This window comes from Dokdonella sp., assembly GCF_049593775.1.
Lineage (GTDB): Bacteria > Pseudomonadota > Gammaproteobacteria > Xanthomonadales > Rhodanobacteraceae > Dokdonella.
In genome coordinates this window covers 1-17120 of record NZ_JBAWHJ010000173.1, presented here as the reverse complement: position 1 = coordinate 17120, position 17120 = coordinate 1, and the positions used below count along the sequence as shown (strand labels likewise).

The following is a 17120-nucleotide window of genomic DNA, read 5'->3' as shown; positions in this document are numbered from 1 at the left end:
AGCAACTTCCGATTCGGACTGACGCAGGTTCTTTGGATGAAGCGGATGCGTTCACGAGGCATCCGGATCCGCTGCGATCAGAACCAGGATCCATCCCAGCGGGTCAATGTGATCAAAAGCGACGATCTCGGCTCGTCCGAACGCGCGCGTTTCGACAGCGCCGACCTCTGCGCTCTTGAATGCAGCACGCAGTGCCTCATCGCCGAACGGTGTCAATGTCCTTGCTTGTGCATCCAGCGTGTCGAACCGGGAAAGCTGTTCGGATGCAAGTACGTTGGCATCGGCGTCGAGCAGGACCAGCGTGTCGTTGTCATTCGTACGCAACAGGTTGTGGGCAACGAAATCGAGCGCGAGATCTATCGACAATGCACCGAGAAACAGGCCATCGGGATCGCGCATTGGCGTGGACAGCGGCAGCAGGACGTCGTCACCATCCTTATCCAGATACGGTGTACCCCAGTTCGATTCGGTTTGATCCTTGATGTCGACATACCATCCGCTCTCGCGCAGATCCTCGACGCTTGTCAGGGCATGCCCCGGGTAGCGCATGAGAAGCCCTTGTTCAACGACCAGTTTCAATTCCAGCAATCCGTCAGCGTACTGGCCGCCACCCAGACTGCGTCGGGTCAGGTCGATTAGCTGGTTGCGATAGCCGCGCAGGTGATGGAGCCGTTGTACGACGGGCTCGAGTGAACTTTGCGGAATGCCGGGCGCTGCGCTCCATACTGCGGATTGCATGCTGACTTCGCGCCCCAGTTCGGGCTGCAGGACGTAGTCCACTGGCCTGCTTGCCGGGTCATCGTAGTCTTTGGTCCAGTAAGTGCGCACATCCAGGGCGGGGGTGCCGTACTGAATCAGCTGGGTGGCCGCAAGCGCCAATGATTCGAGTTCGCTCTGCAGCATGAAAAGACGCAGCTGCAGGGCATCACCTTCGCTGGCCACGTGTTCGATGAAATCACGCTCCATGGCTTCGCGCGCCTGAGCTGCAGCCGACTGTTGCTCGTGACGCCACATGAGTGCCGTGATGCCCAGCGCAGCGACGGCAACCAGGCCGAGCAGGGATAACAGCATGCCTTGACGGTGACGACCGACGAAGCGCTGCGCACGTTGCCATGTGGTGTCGGGCAAGGCATGCACGGCTTCACCGTGCAGGTACCGACGCAGGTCATCAGCCAGATCACGCACGCTGGCGTAGCGCTGCTGCGGATCGTAGCGTGTTGCACGTTCGATGATTGCACGAAGCGGTGCGGCGACTGCGCGGCGCTCGAATGCGTGACTGAACGAAGCGCGCTTTCCGGCTGCCGCGTTCCTCATGACTTCCAGCGCAGTCGCACCTTCGAAAGGCCCCTTCAAGGTGACGATCTCGAACAACATCAGGCCCAGCGCACACTGATCGCTGGCTGGGCCAAGCTCGTCAGTGCGACCCTGTGCCTGTTCCGGGGACATGTAGCGTGGCGTGCCGACCACGGTGCCGTACTCGGTCTGTGCACCGCCCGTGCTGTCGCTGAGGCCGACTTCCGTACCAAGCTCCGGGCCATCGGTTTCAAAGAGCCGACAAATGCCCCAATCCATGAGATAGGTTTCGCCATGCGCACCCAGCATGATGTTGGCCGGCTTGAGATCGCGATGAATGACACCCTTGCCGTGCGCATAGTCCACCGCCTCGCAGACCTTGATCAGGTGTTCGATGCGTGCGGCCAGGCTATGTGCCTCATCGGGTTGGCCACCCGACGCATAGGCATTGAAGGTTTCCTGGAGGTAGTCGAACAGGGTGCGGCCATCCACCAGTTTCATCGCATAGGCCGGTGCACCGCCATGTGCCACCTCCAGTCCATAGATCGGCACGATGTAGGGATGATCGAGTTGGGCTGTGACCTGGACTTCACGCAGGAAGCGTATGCGCGCCGCAGCGGCCTCGTTCATTTTTCCTGACAGTTGCTTGAGTGCAACGTTGCGCAGCAATTCGACATCCCGTGCAACATGCACGGTTGCCATGCCGCCGCGACCGGCTTCGCCAACAATCACATAGCGGGGTTGCGCAGCCCGGGGCGATGCCTTGCTTGCCTTGGCCGGCGCAGAAAGGCTGGTATCGTGAACGGTGGCAGCGTCGTCAAGCCGGGCAGGCAGTTCCAGCGACAAGGTAATCGCGTCGGCGTTGGTGTTCGACTGTCGACCCGGAATCACTCGCGTATTGTTTTCTTCGGGATTCACAAGCGTCCTCTGGCTAGTTGCCGTGTCCTGATCTTTTACCGTGTCGCTCGGAGGAATGATACTTGGCAGCCTTCGCACTTCCCCGTTTGTTGCGACGATTCGTGTTGATTGCTGATGGCGCCCCATCACTTCGTGGTGCCGCACCCCGAATGTCCAGGTCCGGGCCCAGCTCTGGTCGTTGCGGACGGCATCGCCCATGCGAGGCCTGGCTCATCTGTAATTGACGACATGCTTCCCGAATTCTCGAATCTTCGCTCGGCAGCTCGGCTGCCTGTGAGTTGGCGATCATTCTCGATTTCCGTATCGCCAATAAAAGCTCAAGAGGTCACGATGTCTCCGGAATGAAGTCCAAAGGCGTGTGCTAGCGAGGGGCTTGCCCTGATTGCGGTTACCTTGATATATCGACATCCCTGGTTTCGGGCAGAAACAGTGTGCCGATGACGAGAGTCATCAGGGCAATGATCACGGGATACCACAATCCCTGGTAGATGTTCCCGGTCGCCGCGACCATCGCGAAGGCAATCGTTGGCAGGAACCCGCCGAACCATCCATTGCCGATGTGATACGGCAAGCTCATGGAGGTATAGCGAATACGTGTCGGGAACAGCTCCACCAGCCATGCAGCAATAGGGCCGTAAACCATCGTTACGTAGATCACGAGGATGCTCAGCAGGGCGATCAGCATCGGTTTGTTGATCTGCGCAGGATCCGCCCTGGACGGATAGCCGGCCCTGGACATGACGCCATCGAGTTCGGATCGGAATCGTTTCTGCTCTGCCGCGGCCTCGGCTTCTCCGAGGGAGGATGCGTCATAGGCAGCGATGGAATGCGACCCCACCTTGACCGTAGCCGGTGTGCCTGTGGTAGCACTTTCGTTGGAATAAGGTGTGCCGCTGCGAGCCAGCGCGCTCTTGGCGATATCGCATGAACTGGTGAACTGACTCGTGCCCACCGGGTTGAACTGGAAGCTGCACGTGGATGGATCCGCAATGACGACGACCGGACTTGAAAGCGCGGCGGTTTCGATGGCCGGGTTGCCGTAGTGGGTGAGCGCCTTGAAAATCGGAAAATAGGTCAGCGCGGCCAACAGGCAGCCAGCCATAATGATCGGCTTGCGGCCCACCTTGTCGGAGAGCCAGCCAAACAGAACGAAGAACGGAGTACCGATTGCGAGCGCGGCAGCGATCATCAGATTGGCACTGGTAGCCTCGATCTTGAGGGTCTGGGTAATGAAGAACAGTGCGTAAAACTGGCCTGCATACCAGACAACTGCCTGGCCTGCGGTTGCTCCGAGCAGGGCAAGAATCACGATGCGACTGTTCTTTGTCAGGAAGCTCTCTGTCAGCGGCGCTTTCGACAGTGTGCCTTCGTCCTTCATCTGCTGGAACAGAGGGGATTCGGAAAGCTGCATTCGGATCCAGACGGACACCATCAACAAGACGAACGAAAGCAGGAACGGTATCCGCCAGGCCCAGGCCTCGAACGCCTCGGGACCAAAAGCGTAGCGGCAACCAAGGATGACGAGCAGCGAGAGAAACAGGCCAAGCGTGGCGGTTGTCTGGATGAAGCTGGTGTAGAGGCCACGCTTGCCGTGCGGCGCGTGTTCGGCGACATACGTTGCTGCGCCGCCGTACTCGCCGCCGAGAGCGAGCCCCTGCAGCAGGCGCAGGGTTATCAGGATGATTGGCGCGGCCACTCCGATCGTGGCGTAGTTCGGCAGCACGCCGACGAGAAATGTTGACAGGCCCATGATCACGATGGTGACCAGGAAGGTGTATTTTCGGCCAATCATGTCGCCAATGCGACCGAACAGCAAAGCGCCAAAGGGGCGCACCGCGAATCCTGCGGCAAAGGCGAGGAGCGCGAATATGAAACCGCTGGTCGGATTCAGCGCGGTGAAGTATTGCTGGGCGATGATCGCGGCCAGAGATCCGTAGAGATAGAAGTCGTACCACTCAAAGACGGTACCGAGGCTGGACGCAAAGATGACCTTCGCGTGACCGCGTGTCAGCGATGCAGGCTCGACGGACGGTTGGTTTGCCATGCGCTACTCCCCTTTGACATGGATACTTCGGCATCTGTGATGCAAACGTCAACCCGCAATGACGGGTGGCGAGCATGAATACCGCGACCGTGGCACTATCATGGGTATCGCTGGCAGACACCCTGCGGAGGAATCCATGTCGCAAACGCACCCAGTTCCCAAGGCGTTCGCCGCCGCGGCTCGCATCAACAAGCAAGGCTACGACGAGCTGTACGCACAGTCGATGGATGACCCCGACGCATTCTGGTCACGAGTCGGCAGTCGACTTGAATGGATCACGCCGTTCAGCCGCGTGAGCGATGTCTCGTTCGATGCCGACGACCTGCATATCCGCTGGTTTGAGGATGGCCTGTTGAACGTGTCGGCCAACTGTCTGGATCGGCATCTGGCGACACACGGCGACAAGACCGCAATCATCTGGGAGGGCGATGACCCCTCCGAGTCAAGGCGGATCAGCTATCGGGAACTGCATGCAGATGTTTGCCGTGCCGCGAACATGCTGAGCAACCTGGGCGTGCAAAAGGGAGATCGCATCGCTATCTACCTGCCCATGATTCCGGAGGCTGCCGTTGCCATGCTGGCGTGTACTCGCATCGGTGCCGTGCATACCATCGTGTTTGCCGGATTTTCCCCTGATTCACTCGCCAGCCGTATTGCCGACAGCGAATGCAAGCTTGTGATCACCGCCGACGAGGGGTTGCGCGGAGGCAAGCGCATCGCTCTCAAGAAGAATGTCGACGAGTCGTTGCAACGCCCCAACACGAATAGCGTCGAAACAGTACTGGTCGTTCGTCGCACTGGTGGCGCGGTCGATATGCAGGTGCCGCGGGATCGCTGGTGGCATGCGCTGATGGAAGGACAATCCGAAGAGCACGAACCGGTTCCATGCGAGGCGGAGCATCCACTGTTCATCCTCTACACATCCGGCTCGACAGGAATGCCCAAAGGTGTCCTGCATACGACGGCTGGCTACCTTGTGTATGCGAGTTTCACGCATGAGTGCGTATTCGATCTGCGTGAAGATGACGTCTACTGGTGTACCGCGGATATCGGCTGGGTAACCGGACACAGCTATTTGATTTACGGCCCCCTGGCCAATGCGGCAACCACGCTGATGTTTGAAGGCGTGCCAAATTATCCCGACAGTTCGCGCTTTTGGCAGGTGGTCGACAAGCACAAGGTTTCGGTCTTCTATACCGCGCCCACCGCGATTCGAGCACTGATGCGCGATGGCGAACAGCCCGTCAAGGCAACTTCCCGGGAGAGTCTGCGCGTACTTGGTACGGTTGGCGAGCCGATCAACCCGGAGGCCTGGGAGTGGTACTACCACGTGGTGGGCGAAGGTCGCTGTCCGATTGTCGACACCTGGTGGCAGACCGAAACGGGTGGAATCCTGATCTCGCCGTTGCCGGGTGCAACCGACCTCAAGCCTGGCTCGGCGACGCTTCCGTTCTTTGGTGTAAGGCCGCTGATCGTCGATACCGAAGGAAAAGTTCTTGACGGCGCAGCAGAGGGCAATCTCGTGCTGAATGGATCATGGCCCGGCCAGATGCGCACGGTTTACGGTGATCATCAACGCTTCATTGATACGTATTTCAAGACATACCCCGGAACGTATTTCACCGGTGATGGAGCGCGCCGCGACGAGGATGGCTACTACTGGATCACGGGACGCGTCGATGACGTGATCAACGTGTCCGGGCATCGCATGGGAACGGCCGAGGTTGAAAGTGCGCTGGTTTCACATCCCAAGGTTGCCGAAGCCGCTGTTGTCGGTTGTCCGCACGATATAAAAGGGCAGGGAATCTATGCCTACGTGACGTTGCTGGCCGGCATCGAACCCGACGATGAACTGCGCAAGGAATTGATTGCCTGGGTTCGCAAGGAAATCGGTCCGATCGCGACACCCGATCATCTTCAGTGGGCACCAGGATTGCCGAAGACCCGCTCGGGGAAAATCATGCGTCGAATCCTGCGCAAGATCGCGGAGAACCAGCCCGAGGCGCTTGGGGATACATCGACCCTGGCAGATCCTTCCGTGGTGGCAAACCTGGTCGAACAACGCCAGCTCCGCTAGTGGGTCGACAGAGCAGCATGGAAGCCGGGCGAATACGTCGGTGACAAGCCGGCAAGTCGGCCGGCAGTATTGTCGATCGTAGCGCCTGGCTGGCCAGGCAACGGATCTGTCAGCCGCCGGAAGTCACTCCGTCTTGCTGGCTACGTTGGCCACAACAGAAGCGGTCTTGTCGCCCTTGCGCCGATCCTGCGGTATCTGCACGCCATGCACGATGAAGTAGATGTTCTCGGCGATGTTGGTGGCGTGATCGCCGATGCGCTCGATGTTCTTCGCCATGAACAGCAGGTGGGTGCAGGCGGTGATGTTGCGCGGATCTTCCATCATGTAGGTCAGCAGTTCGCGGAACATGCCGGTGTAGAGTCCGTCGAGTTCCTCGTCACGGGCCCACGCCAGCAAGGCGCGGTCGGCATCCCGGTCCCGGTAGGCGATCAGGACTTCGCTGATGATTTCGGCTGCAAGCTTGCCTAGACGCGGAAGGCTGAAGACGGGGCGCACCAGTTCGACCCGATTCAGTGCTAGCGCGCGCTTGGCGACGTTGGCGGCGTAATCTCCGATACGTTCGATGTCGGATGAGATGCGAAGCGCAGCCATGACTTCGCGCAGGTCTCTGGCCATCGGTTGGCGCAAGGCGAGCAGGCGAAGGACATCCTGGCTGATGATCTCCTCAAGCTGATCAATTTCCTTGTCGCTTTCGACAATTTGCGTGGCCATGTCGCTGTCTCGTTCGACGACCGCATCGATCGAGGCCTCGAGCTCCTTGAGTGCGAGATCACCCATGCGCTGGATTTCGCCGGTGAGGCGAACCAGTTCTTCGTCGTAGCTCTTCACGATGTGCTCGTTATTCTGGATAGGCATCGAATTTCCTTAGCCGAAGCGGCCGGTAATGTAGTCTTCTGTCTGCTGCTTCGTTGGTTGCGTGAACAGTTTTTCAGTTTCACCGAACTCGACCAGCTCACCGAGATACATGAATGCGGTGTAGTCGGAACAACGTGCGGCCTGCTGCATGTTGTGGGTAACGATTGCGATCGTGAAGTGTTCGGCCAGTTCGGCAATCAGTTGTTCGATCTTGCCGGTGGCGATCGGGTCCAGTGCCGAGGTCGGTTCGTCGAGCAAGAGAACCTGCGGCTTGAGTGCAACCGCACGTGCAATGCACAGGCGCTGTTGCTGGCCACCGGAAAGTCCCAGGGCACTTTGCTTGAGTTTGTCTTTCACCTCATCCCAGAGTGCGCCCTGGCGCAAGGCCTCCTCGACGCGCGCATCCATGTCGGGCTTCTTGAGTTTTTCGTAGTGGCGGATGGCGTAGGCGATGTTTTCGTAGATCGACATCGGGAAAGGTACGGGCTTCTGGAACACCATGCCGACCTTCGACCGAAGGCGATTGAGCGCGTATTTCGGATCCAGGATGTTTTCACCATCCAGGAGCACTTCGCCCTGCGCTTCCTGCTTCGGGTAGATGGCGTAGATGCGATTGAAGACGCGAAGCAGGGTCGACTTGCCACAGCCGGACGGCCCGATCAGTGCCGTCACCCGCTTCTCGGCGATATCGAGGTTCACGTCCTTGATCGCGTGGAACCGGTCGTAGTGGAAATTGAGGTTCCTTGCGCTCATTTTCGGCGCGGAGCCTTGGTTTTTTGCTCGTCCATTCGCGCCCACGGTGGGCGCCGACATGGCAAAGTTGAGGTCAGTCATGGCTGATCTTGTTCCTGTGAAGAATGGCGCGCGCAATCAAGCTCAGCACCAGCACGAAGAATGTCAGTACCAGTGCGCCGGCCCAGGCCAGGGTCTGCCAGGACTCGTACGGACTGGCAGTGAACTGATTCATGACGACCGGTACGCTGGCCATCGGCTGGGTCAGATCCGTGCTCCAGTACTGATTGCCGAACGAGGTGAAAAGCAATGGAGCGGTTTCGCCACTGATGCGGGCGAGGGCGAGGATGACGCCGGTAACAATGCCTGCGGAAGCACCACGGTAGAGCACCTGAACGATCACTTTCCATTGAGGCACACCCAGTGACAGGGCAGCTTCGCGCATCTGCGACGGGACCAGCCGCAACATTTCGTCGGTGGTTCGCACGATGACGGGCAGCACGATGAAGGCCAGCGCAATGGCACCGGCAAGGGCCGAAAAGCCGCCTCCCATCTGTGACACCACCAGGGTGTAGACGAACAGGCCAAGCACGATCGAGGGTGCCGATAACAGGATGTCATTGACGAAGCGAATGACCAAGCCAATTTTCCGTGTACCTGCGTACTCGGCCAGCCAGGTTCCGGCGGCGATGCCGAGCGGTGTTCCGATCAGGATGGCCAGGCCGCACATCATGGCGCTGCCGAACAACGCATTGGCCAGTCCACCTTCCTGCATCGGCGGAGGGGTGTCTTGGGTAAACAGGGCGATATTGATGCCACCCAAGCCTTTGCTCAGTGTGGTCCACAGGATCCATGCAAGAAAGAACAATCCAAAAATCGCGGCAGCGCATGAAAGGATGATGGAGATTCGATTGATGATGCGACGCTTTCTATACAGCCGGTCAGCGACACGTGTGGATGCCTGCAACGTTGCCTGATTCATTTCAGTCCCTCCCTTCGGGACAGTTGCATGAGCATCAGCCGCGCAATTGCGAGGACGAAAAATGTGACGATGAAGAGCACGAAGCCAAGTAGCAGAAGTGCTGATCGATAGGTGTCGGTTGCTTCAGCAAAATCGTTGGCAATCAGGGCTGCGATTGTTGTTCCCGGTTCAAGCAGGGAGACCGAAAAGCGAACCGTATTGCCGACCACATAGGCGACTGCCATGGTTTCACCAAGCGCCCGGCCCAGGCCGAGGAATACGCCGCCGACTACCGCGGACTTGGTGTAAGGAAGCACTACATCCCAGATCACTTCCCATTTGGTCGAGCCGAGCGCGTAGGCCGACTCCTTGAGTCGGGTCGGCACGGTAAGAAACACATCGCGCATGACCGAAGTAACGAACGGAATGACCATGATCGCGAGAACGAATCCGGCCGTGAGCATCCCGATGCCGATTGGCGGTCCCTGGAAAAGGGCGCCAATGACGGGCAGGGTGCCGAGATTGTCGTTGAGCCAGGGCGTCCCGTATTCGGTCATGACCGGCACCAGCACAAACAGGCCCCACATGCCGTAGATGATTGAAGGAATGCCTGCCAACAGCTCGATTGCAGAACCTACAGGGGTACGCATCCAGGCGGGAGCAACTTCGGTGAGGAAGATCGAAATGCCGAAGCTGACCGGTACTGCGATGATCATCGCAATGACCGCGGTTACCAGGGTGCCGTAAATCGGCACCAGCGCACCGTAGCGATTCTCGACCGGATTCCATTCGGTGGAAAAGAAAAAGCTCCAGCCTTCCTGGGCCAGCACTTCCCGGCCACCCCAGAGCATCGACAAGGCAGCGCCGGCGAGTGCGATCAGCACAAAGAATGCCGTGAACGCCAATACATAGCTGAAGCCCTTGTCCTGCAGCTCGCTGCGGCGGGAGTCGGGTTCGGGTACGGCACCTCGAGCTGCGATAGTTGTCATGTCAGATCGGTCTTTGGGCGGTGTCCGGACGGCGCCGGAAAATCAGGATGTTGCACGGATACAAGTAGCTTCCGCAACGTTGGCAGCCCGGGTCAGATTTGCATGCCTGGGTGCCCTGGATCGTCATGTTGACACCCGCGGCACAACCTGGCCGCGGGCGCCATGAATCGCTGAAACTTACTTGATGCGAGCGGTCCAGTAGGCTTTGATCTGTTCGACCAGGCTGTCCGGAAGTGGAACGTAGTCGAGCGATGCGGCCTGAGACTTGCCGTTCGCGTAGCCCCAGCTGAAGAACTCGCGTGCTGCCTTGGCGCGTTCGGCATCCTTCGCCTGCGCATGCATCAGCACGAACACGGTGGCGCTGATTGGCCAGGACTCGTCACCCGGTGCATTGGTGATGACCAGGCTGAAGTCGGTGGCATTCTTCCAGTCGGCGCTGGCAGCAGCAGCTGCAAAGGACTCGGCGCTCGGCTGGACGTACTTGCCAGCGGCGTTTTCCATCTGCGTATAGGACATCTTGTTCTGCAGTGCATAGGAAAGCTCGACATAGCCGATCGAGTTCTTTACCTGCTTGACGTAGGCAGCAACACCTTCGTTGCCCTTGCCGCCGAGGCCGACCGGCCATTGCACGGAGGTGCCTTCGCCAACCTTTTCCTTCCATTCCGGACTGACCTTGGACAGGTAGTTCACGAAGTTGTAGGTGGTGCCCGAGCCATCCGAACGATGAACGATCGTGATCTTGCCCTCCGGCAGGCTCATGCCGTTGTTGATCGCCATGATCGCCGGGTCATTCCACTTGGTGACCTTGCCGAGAAAAATGTCTGCAAGCAGGGAACCGGTAAGCTTCAGTTTGCCGGGTTCAACGCCGGCCACATTGACGACCGGCACGACGCCACCGATCACGATCGGGAACTGCACCAGGCCGGCTTCGGCAACTTCTGCCGAAGGGAGTGGCTTGTCGGATGCGCCAAAATCGACGGTAGCGGCCTTGATCTGCGCGATTCCGCCGCTTGAGCCGATGGACTGGTAGTTGACCTGGTTCTTGGTGGCGACGTTGTAGTCGGCCGACCACTTTGACATGAGCGGGAATACGAAGGACGAACCTGCACCGGTCACTTCCGAGGCGTGTGCCCCGCTGGCGGCGAACACCGTGGCGACTCCGAATACCGCCGCGCTCAGCTTGATTGAGATGGACACTCTGGCAACTCCTTGGGGTTGTGTAACAAAGGCTTGTGAGGCGCACTTTGTAGCCCGCGAACATTGCAGGAGTGTTACAGCGTGAAGGACGAGTGAATGGAAAACAGGGGGTGGAGCCGAGCGTAGAGCGCGATTCCCGGAGTTGGGCCGCCCCAGTCAAGGCATGCCTGTCCCGGTGGCATGTGACAGCATGAAAGCACCAACAATCAAAGCCTTGGTGGGAATATTCAAGAGGGCGCCAGGGTAGGCCGATTTCAGGGATGTGTCAGGCAATGAATCGCCTGCTCTCCCTTCCGTGTCCCCGTCCAATCAGTCCCCGCTTATGAAATCCGGGCCTTTCCCCACCGTTTTCTCATATACGCCCTTGCCGGCACGGCGGTACTGGGTGAAACCGTGCTTGCCCACATGGGATTCACTGGAGCGATGGGCCTGGCCGGAAACGATTTCCGGGGCGCTGATCACGCGGTGGACTGAGGAATGGCAGTCGGGGCATTGAGAAAGGGGTGGGTCGGACAGGCGCTGCAATGCTTCAATGCCGTTGCGGCAATGTTCACATCCAGTGTCGTCGGGAAGATATTGGTAGATCGGCATACCGTTAGCATGGGTGCTGATGCTGCCAGTATCAATCCTCGTGCGCGCCCTCCTGGCCAGCCGCCTCGTCTTCATGACCTGCAATATCACTGAGATGCTTCCAGCGATTGACGATCCGGCAGAACAGCTCCGCGGTGCGTTCGGTGTCATAGACCGCAGAATGGGCGAGACTTGGGTCCCATACCTTGCCGGAGGCCCCGACAGCGCGTGCAAGCACGGTCTGTCCGTATGCCAGTCCCGCCAGAGTCACCGTGTCGAAATTGCTGAATGGATGAAACGGGTTGCGCTTGTGTCCCGTGCGGCGCACGGCCGCGTTGAGGAAGGCCAGGTCAAAGCCTGCGTTGTGGCCTACGAGGATGGCGCGCTGGCACTCCGCAGCCTTTAGCGCCTTGCGTACTGGCGCGAACACGTGGTCGAGCGCGGCGCGCTCCTCCAGGGCATTGCGAAACGGATGATCCGGGTCGATACCCGTAATCTCCAATGCTCTGGGGTCGATATTGGCACCTGGAAATGCCTCGACGTGGGTTGAAACGGGAGGCTCGGGATACACAAAGCCCTTTTCGTCCATGCCGATAACGACAATGGCAATCTCGAGCAGGGCGTCGCGATCGGCGTTGAAGCCACCTGTTTCAACATCGACAACCACGGGCAGGAATCCGCGGAATCGCTCGGCGATGCGGTAGACGGAATTTGGGAATGACATGGCGGAAGCATAGCCGATCAGGAGCCCGGGGAATGGCACCGCTGGCCCTCGCAACTGGACGCATTCAGGTGCGTTGCAGTTTCGTGTATCCAGTTGACACTGGATTGACACATCGGGGCTGGCGTGTACCGGAATGTAACAATCTCGATATGGGACTGACACGCACCAGTAACAATCCCGCAATACGCTGCGCGTCGTTGGATGAAATTAACGCATCCCGAACACTTCACTTCCCCATATGAGATCTCGACCATGACCCGACCCACCATCCGATTGCTCGCTGCTGCGATCCTCGTGACGTTCGCAGTGCAAGCCCAGGCCGATATTCCCATTGACGTCATCGGAGGCACGGAAGTCAGCTTCGAAGGCCTGATCCAGGCAGATGGCAACTGGTACGACAACGATGGTACCAATCTGAATGGATCGAGCAGTGACCCGTTTGGTTCGAGCAGCGAGACCGGGATGCGGCGTGCCGAGCTTGTCCTGAAGGGCAAGGGCACGATGTTCGACTGGGTGCTGGGCTATGACGCCTATGCTGACAAGTGGCTGGACGTGAATCTCAAGTACAAGATGGGCTCGATGTACCTGCAGGCCGGCCAGTTCAAGCAGCCCAACAGCATGGAAGAGTTGAGCAGCACCAAGAACAATGACTTCATTGCCAAGGCGATGATGACCAATACCTTCGGTGTCTCACGTCGTCTCGGCGTCGCGTTTGGCGATGACCATTCGAACTGGGGCTATACGGTTTCCGCGTTCACGCGAGAATTGTCCGAGAACAGAAATTATGGGCCAGGATATGGAGGCCGCTTCTACTACGCACCGATCGTCGACAAGGGGAATATCCTTCATTTCGGCATATCGGCGGTGGACTATGACACTGCCGGCGACACCCAGCGCTGGCGGACCCGACCTGACGCCGATCTCGCCAGTGTGCGGCTCGTCGACACCGGAAATATCCTCAACGCCGATCGAAACACGACCCTCGGACTGGAAGGCCTGTGGGTCACAGGCCCACTCAAGTTCGCGGCCGAATACATGGATACCAACACCTCACGCACCAGTGCCACGACTGCCCCGGATTTCAACACCGACAGCTGGTATGTCTCCGGCCTGTGGAACATCACGGGCGAAACCTGGGGGTACAAGGCTGGCTTGCCCAAGACTCCGTTGCCCAATGATCCTGCCAAGGGCATGTGGCAGGTGGGAATCCGATACGACAGCATCAACCTCAACGACGGGCCGATCAAGGGTGGCGAGGAGGACAACATCACACTGGGCGTGAACTACTACTGGCGTTCGAATTTCAAGATCATGATGAATTACGTCGCTGTCTCCAGCTCCAAATACAGCTCCAGTGCCGGCGAAAAGGTCAACGACGATCCGAACATCTTCGAAACTCGACTGCAGTTCTACTGGTAATCTTCTGCACGCGATCAATCCGGAGCGAAACGGGGGCGATGCGCCAAACGCATCGCCCTTTTTCGTGGGCTGCTCCGCGTGGCAAGTTCTGTCCGGGGGATTCAGGCGACGGTCTTGGGCTTGTACGGGCAAAGATCCCGAATCAGGCAGGCAGGGCAGTCCGGCTTGCGAGCCTTGCAGACATAGCGCCCATGCAGGATCAGCCAGTGATGGGCATCGAGCCTGAATTCCGCTGGCACCACCTTGACGAGTTTGTCCTCGACCTTGCGTACGTCGGTGCCGCGTGCGAGGCCGGTTCGATTTGCAACGCGAAAGATATGCGTGTCGACGGCAATCGTTGGTTCACCAAAAGCGGTATTCAGCACCACGTTGGCGGTCTTTCTGCCTACCCCTGGCAGTGCTTCCAGCGCCTCGCGCGACCTCGGCACCTCACCGCCATGTCTGTCGACGAGGATCCTGCAGGTTGCGATGACATTCTTCGCCTTGGCGTTGAACAGCCCTATCGTTGAAATGAAACTCTTCAACGCCTCTTCGCCAAGATCCAGTATGGCCTTGGGAGTATTGGCCACTGGAAACAAACGCCGGGTTGCCTTGTTGACCCCGACGTCAGTGGCCTGGGCCGAAAGGATCACGGCAATCAGCAATTCGAACGGCGTCGAGTAGTCGAGTTCGGTGGCCGGTCTTGGATTGAACTCGCGCAGGCGCGAGAACATTTCGACGACATTCTCGCGCTTCATGTTGAGCCGGGGTCGTTCGATGGATCATTCGTGGCCGCGCGCTTGGCCTTGCCCCGAGCGATCGCCTCGAGCACGGCGTTGCGGCTGATCGGCTCCACTTTCTTGCGCGCCAGCTCGCGTCTGGCACCACGTTCCTTGTCCTTGCGCGAATGGCGAACTTCACGCTCTTCAAATCGTCGCCTTGCCAGCTTCGCCCGTTCCTCCACCACTGGTCGCGTGAGTGGGCGGCCGGCCGATTGAATCATCGCAATACAGTCGACCGGGCAGGGGGGGATGCACAACTCGCATCCCGTACATTCTGCTTCGATGATGGTGTGCATGCGCTTCGCCGCGCCGACGATGGCATCGACCGGGCAGGCCTGGATGCACTTGGTGCAGCTAATGCAGACATCTTCATCGATCACCGCGAAGCTTGGTGGTGCTTCCAGCCCGAAATCCGGATTCAGCGGTTTGGATAGCCGTCCAAGCGAAACGGCCAGCGCATCGACACCGGCCTGGCCGCCTGGCGGACACTGATCAATATCCGCGCTGCCATTCGCAATTGCCTGGGCGTACGGCAGGCATGCCGGATAGCCACAGCGCGTGCATTGCGTCTGTGGGAGCAAAGCGTTGATGCGCATGACTACGTCGGTGTTCAAGACTTTGGCCTGGGGCAACCCGGGTTTCTTCGCTAGCGTACTGTTGCGCCTGGTTCGGCCCCGGCATCGACATCGAGAAGCTTGAGATCGGCGCCACCGGTGCCAGCAGAAAGGATCATGCCTTCGGACAGTCCAAAGCGCATCTTGCGTGGCGCAAGATTGGCAACGAACACGACACTCTTTCCGACCAATGCTTCTGGCTCTGCATAGGCGGCGCGAATGCCGGAAAAAATCTGTCGCTCCCCGAGTTCACCTGCATCCAGCTTGAAGCGCAGCAGCTTGTCGGAACCTTCGACGAAAGCGCATTCGATGACCTTGCCAATGCGCAGGTCGAGTTTGGCGAAATCTTCAATAGAGATGACTTGAGGTGCATCACTGTTTTTTGCATCGACGCTGCCTGCCGCATTTGCTGGCAAGGCGCCCTTGGGGCCGGCTTTCTTCCCGGCCGCGGTATCGGTTTTCGCGGGTGCGGCGAGGGAGTCTTTCGATGCTTCGATCATGGCGGCAATCTGTTTCGGGTCGACTCGGGTGGCAAGCGGCTGGTAGCTCTGAATCGTGTGTCCACCAAGATGGTTGGGGATTTCTTCGAAGCTCTCGAAACGCTCGCCTGGCAGGGCCAGGAAGCGTTCGGCCTGCGATACCAGCACCGGCAGGATCGGTTTCAGTGCGCAGGCAATGGCGCGAAACAGGTTGATGCCAGTGGAGAGCACCAGGTGCAACTCTTCACGCCGCGGCGCATCCTTTGCAAGCGCCCAGGGTGCGGTTTCGGCGATGTATTCATTCGCACGATCGGCCACGTGCATGATCGCGCTGATGGTCCTGTTGAAATCATCGCGAGGATAATTCTGCACGGCATCCTGAAGTTGAATGGTGGCCTGGCCCAGTACGGAGCGGGCTTTGCCTGCATGCTCCGGCGCGTCCACGCCCGCATCGCCTGACCAGAAATCCCCGGCCAGCCGATTGTCGAAGTTTGCCTCGAGCAATTTTGCGCAGCGACTTGCGATATTGACGAATTTGCCGACGATGTCCGCATTGACGCGCTGGGTGAAGTCATCAAGGTTGAGATCGAGGTCGACGACGCCACCCGATGATTTCGCCGCGAAGTAATAGCGCAGGTGCTCGGGATTCAGTCCGGCATCAAGCCAGGTGCGCGCCATGATGAAGGTGCCGCGCGATTTCGACATCTTCTCGCCATTGACGGTCAGGTAGCCGTTCACGTGCAAGGCGGTTGGCACCCTGAAGCCGGCTCCCTGCAGGACGGCTGGCCAGAACAGGCCGTGGAAATTGACGATGTCCTTGCCGATGAAGTGATGCATCTCGGCCGTGCTACCGGCGTCCAGGTATTCGGCAAACGAATAGCCCTTCTGATCGCATAGCGCCTTGAAGCTGGCCAGATAGCCCACTGGCGCATCCAGCCAGACATAGAAGAATTTGCCAGGTGCATCCGGAATCGGAAACCCGAAGTAGGGCGCGTCGCGTGAAATGTCCCAGTCGCGCAGGCCACCCTCCGCGTTCAGCCATTCGCCCAGCTTCGCGATGACACCCGGGTGAGCCACAGGCTGACCGTCGGTGAGCCTGCCGGCGAACCAGTCCTGCAACATCGAGGTGAACTGGCCGACGCCGAAGAAGTAATGCTCGGAATCCCGCAGGACGGGCTCGGCCCCGGACATGACCGAACGAGGGTTCTTGAGGTCGGTGGGCGCGTAGGTTGCACCGCAATGCTCGCAATTGTCGCCGTACTGGTCTGCTGTACCGCAATTCGGGCACTCGCCGCGAATATAGCGGTCCGGCAGGAACATGTTCTTGACCGGATCGAAGAGCTGCTGGATTGTTCGTTTGGCGATGTGGTCGCCTTCGCGCAGCCGCGTATAGATCGTGACTGCCAGCTCCTTGTTTTCGGCTGAATGCGTCGAGTGGTAGTGGTCGAAGTCGATCGCGAAATCGGTGAAATCGCGCTCATGAGAGG

At 58.9% G+C, this 17120-nt stretch carries 14 protein-coding genes; 2 read left to right on the top strand and 12 right to left on the bottom strand.

All coding sequences use genetic code 11. The annotated features are described in order from the left end of the window. Nucleotides 1-51 precede the first annotated feature (51 nt). Both WBP53_RS06040 and WBP53_RS06035 read right to left on the bottom strand, forming a co-directional pair. Nucleotides 52-2211: a serine/threonine protein kinase gene (locus WBP53_RS06040; protein ID WP_423926944.1), complete on the bottom strand. Its 2160-nt coding sequence runs from the start codon at nucleotides 2209-2211 to the stop codon at nucleotides 52-54. A gap of 388 nt (nucleotides 2212-2599) precedes the next feature. Further along, nucleotides 2600-4255: an MFS transporter gene (locus WBP53_RS06035; RefSeq protein WP_423926942.1), complete on the bottom strand. Its 1656-nt coding sequence runs from the start codon at nucleotides 4253-4255 to the stop codon at nucleotides 2600-2602. Between the two features lie 136 nt (nucleotides 4256-4391). Between WBP53_RS06035 and acs the strand changes: the two genes are divergently transcribed. After that, nucleotides 4392-6332 (top strand): acetate--CoA ligase, encoded by a 1941-nt coding sequence (gene acs / locus WBP53_RS06030; protein WP_423926940.1) that lies wholly within the window; start codon nucleotides 4392-4394, stop codon nucleotides 6330-6332. Between the two features lie 123 nt (nucleotides 6333-6455). On the opposite strand, the gene phoU is transcribed toward acs, so the two are convergent. The 7 genes from phoU to rnt all read right to left on the bottom strand — a co-directional run bounded on the left by phoU (nucleotide 6456) and on the right by rnt (nucleotide 12360). Beyond that, a complete protein-coding gene (gene phoU, locus WBP53_RS06025) occupies nucleotides 6456-7187 on the bottom strand; it encodes a phosphate signaling complex protein PhoU (RefSeq protein WP_423926938.1) in 732 nt (243 codons plus the stop codon). 9 nt (nucleotides 7188-7196) lie between these two features. Next, on the bottom strand, nucleotides 7197-8000 hold the full coding sequence (gene pstB, locus WBP53_RS06020; RefSeq protein WP_423926946.1) for a phosphate ABC transporter ATP-binding protein PstB: 804 nt from the start codon (nucleotides 7998-8000) through the stop codon (nucleotides 7197-7199). A 13-nt stretch (nucleotides 8001-8013) separates the two neighbouring features. Then, nucleotides 8014-8901 (bottom strand): phosphate ABC transporter permease PstA, encoded by an 888-nt coding sequence (pstA, locus tag WBP53_RS06015; protein WP_423926936.1) that lies wholly within the window; start codon nucleotides 8899-8901, stop codon nucleotides 8014-8016. Next, the gene (pstC, locus tag WBP53_RS06010; protein ID WP_423926934.1) at nucleotides 8898-9869 is read right to left on the bottom strand and encodes a phosphate ABC transporter permease subunit PstC; all 972 of its coding nucleotides are present in this window, start codon (nucleotides 9867-9869) and stop codon (nucleotides 8898-8900) included. The genes pstA and pstC overlap by 4 nt, the downstream gene beginning before the upstream one ends. Nucleotides 9870-10046: 177 nt before the next feature. Beyond that, a complete protein-coding gene (pstS, locus tag WBP53_RS06005) occupies nucleotides 10047-11066 on the bottom strand; it encodes a phosphate ABC transporter substrate-binding protein PstS (RefSeq protein ID WP_423926932.1) in 1020 nt (339 codons plus the stop codon). 309 nt (nucleotides 11067-11375) lie between these two features. Beyond that, nucleotides 11376-11657, bottom strand: a complete 282-nt coding sequence (locus WBP53_RS06000; protein ID WP_423926930.1) for an FmdB family zinc ribbon protein — start codon at nucleotides 11655-11657, stop codon at nucleotides 11376-11378. A 31-nt stretch (nucleotides 11658-11688) separates the two neighbouring features. Next, nucleotides 11689-12360, bottom strand: coding sequence for a ribonuclease T (gene rnt, locus WBP53_RS05995; RefSeq protein WP_423926928.1), 672 nt, complete (start codon nucleotides 12358-12360; stop codon nucleotides 11689-11691). Between the two features lie 252 nt (nucleotides 12361-12612). Between rnt and WBP53_RS05990 the strand changes: the two genes are divergently transcribed. After that, on the top strand, nucleotides 12613-13779 hold the full coding sequence (locus tag WBP53_RS05990) for an OprO/OprP family phosphate-selective porin (RefSeq protein WP_423926926.1): 1167 nt from the start codon (nucleotides 12613-12615) through the stop codon (nucleotides 13777-13779). 101 nt (nucleotides 13780-13880) lie between these two features. Here the strand turns inward: WBP53_RS05990 and nth are convergent, their stop codons facing one another. The 3 genes from nth to metG all read right to left on the bottom strand — a co-directional run. After that, nucleotides 13881-14516, bottom strand: a complete 636-nt coding sequence (gene nth / locus WBP53_RS05985; protein WP_423926924.1) for an endonuclease III — start codon at nucleotides 14514-14516, stop codon at nucleotides 13881-13883. Next, nucleotides 14513-15154: an RnfABCDGE type electron transport complex subunit B gene (locus tag WBP53_RS05980; RefSeq protein WP_423926922.1), complete on the bottom strand. Its 642-nt coding sequence runs from the start codon at nucleotides 15152-15154 to the stop codon at nucleotides 14513-14515. The genes nth and WBP53_RS05980 overlap by 4 nt, the downstream gene beginning before the upstream one ends. Nucleotides 15155-15186: 32 nt before the next feature. Then, the coding region (gene metG, locus WBP53_RS05975) for a methionine--tRNA ligase (protein ID WP_423926920.1) at nucleotides 15187-17120 on the bottom strand (1934 nt) is incomplete at its 5' end.

Bases quoted from the DNA above. Each gene is read 5' to 3' on its own strand.
- WBP53_RS06035 (WP_423926942.1), bottom strand. From the start codon at position 4,255: ATGGCAAACCAACCGTCCGTCGAGCCTGCATCGCTGACACGCGGTCAC.
- acs (WP_423926940.1), top strand. From the start codon at position 4,392: ATGTCGCAAACGCACCCAGTTCCCAAGGCGTTCGCCGCCGCGGCTCGC.
- phoU (WP_423926938.1), bottom strand. From the start codon at position 7,187: ATGCCTATCCAGAATAACGAGCACATCGTGAAGAGCTACGACGAAGAA.
- pstB (WP_423926946.1), bottom strand. From the start codon at position 8,000: ATGTCGGCGCCCACCGTGGGCGCGAATGGACGAGCAAAAAACCAAGGC.
- pstA (WP_423926936.1), bottom strand. From the start codon at position 8,901: ATGAATCAGGCAACGTTGCAGGCATCCACACGTGTCGCTGACCGGCTG.
- pstC (WP_423926934.1), bottom strand. From the start codon at position 9,869: ATGACAACTATCGCAGCTCGAGGTGCCGTACCCGAACCCGACTCCCGC.
- WBP53_RS06000 (WP_423926930.1), bottom strand. From the start codon at position 11,657: ATGCCGATCTACCAATATCTTCCCGACGACACTGGATGTGAACATTGC.
- rnt (WP_423926928.1), bottom strand. From the start codon at position 12,360: ATGTCATTCCCAAATTCCGTCTACCGCATCGCCGAGCGATTCCGCGGA.
- WBP53_RS05990 (WP_423926926.1), top strand. From the start codon at position 12,613: ATGACCCGACCCACCATCCGATTGCTCGCTGCTGCGATCCTCGTGACG.
- nth (WP_423926924.1), bottom strand. From the start codon at position 14,516: ATGAAGCGCGAGAATGTCGTCGAAATGTTCTCGCGCCTGCGCGAGTTC.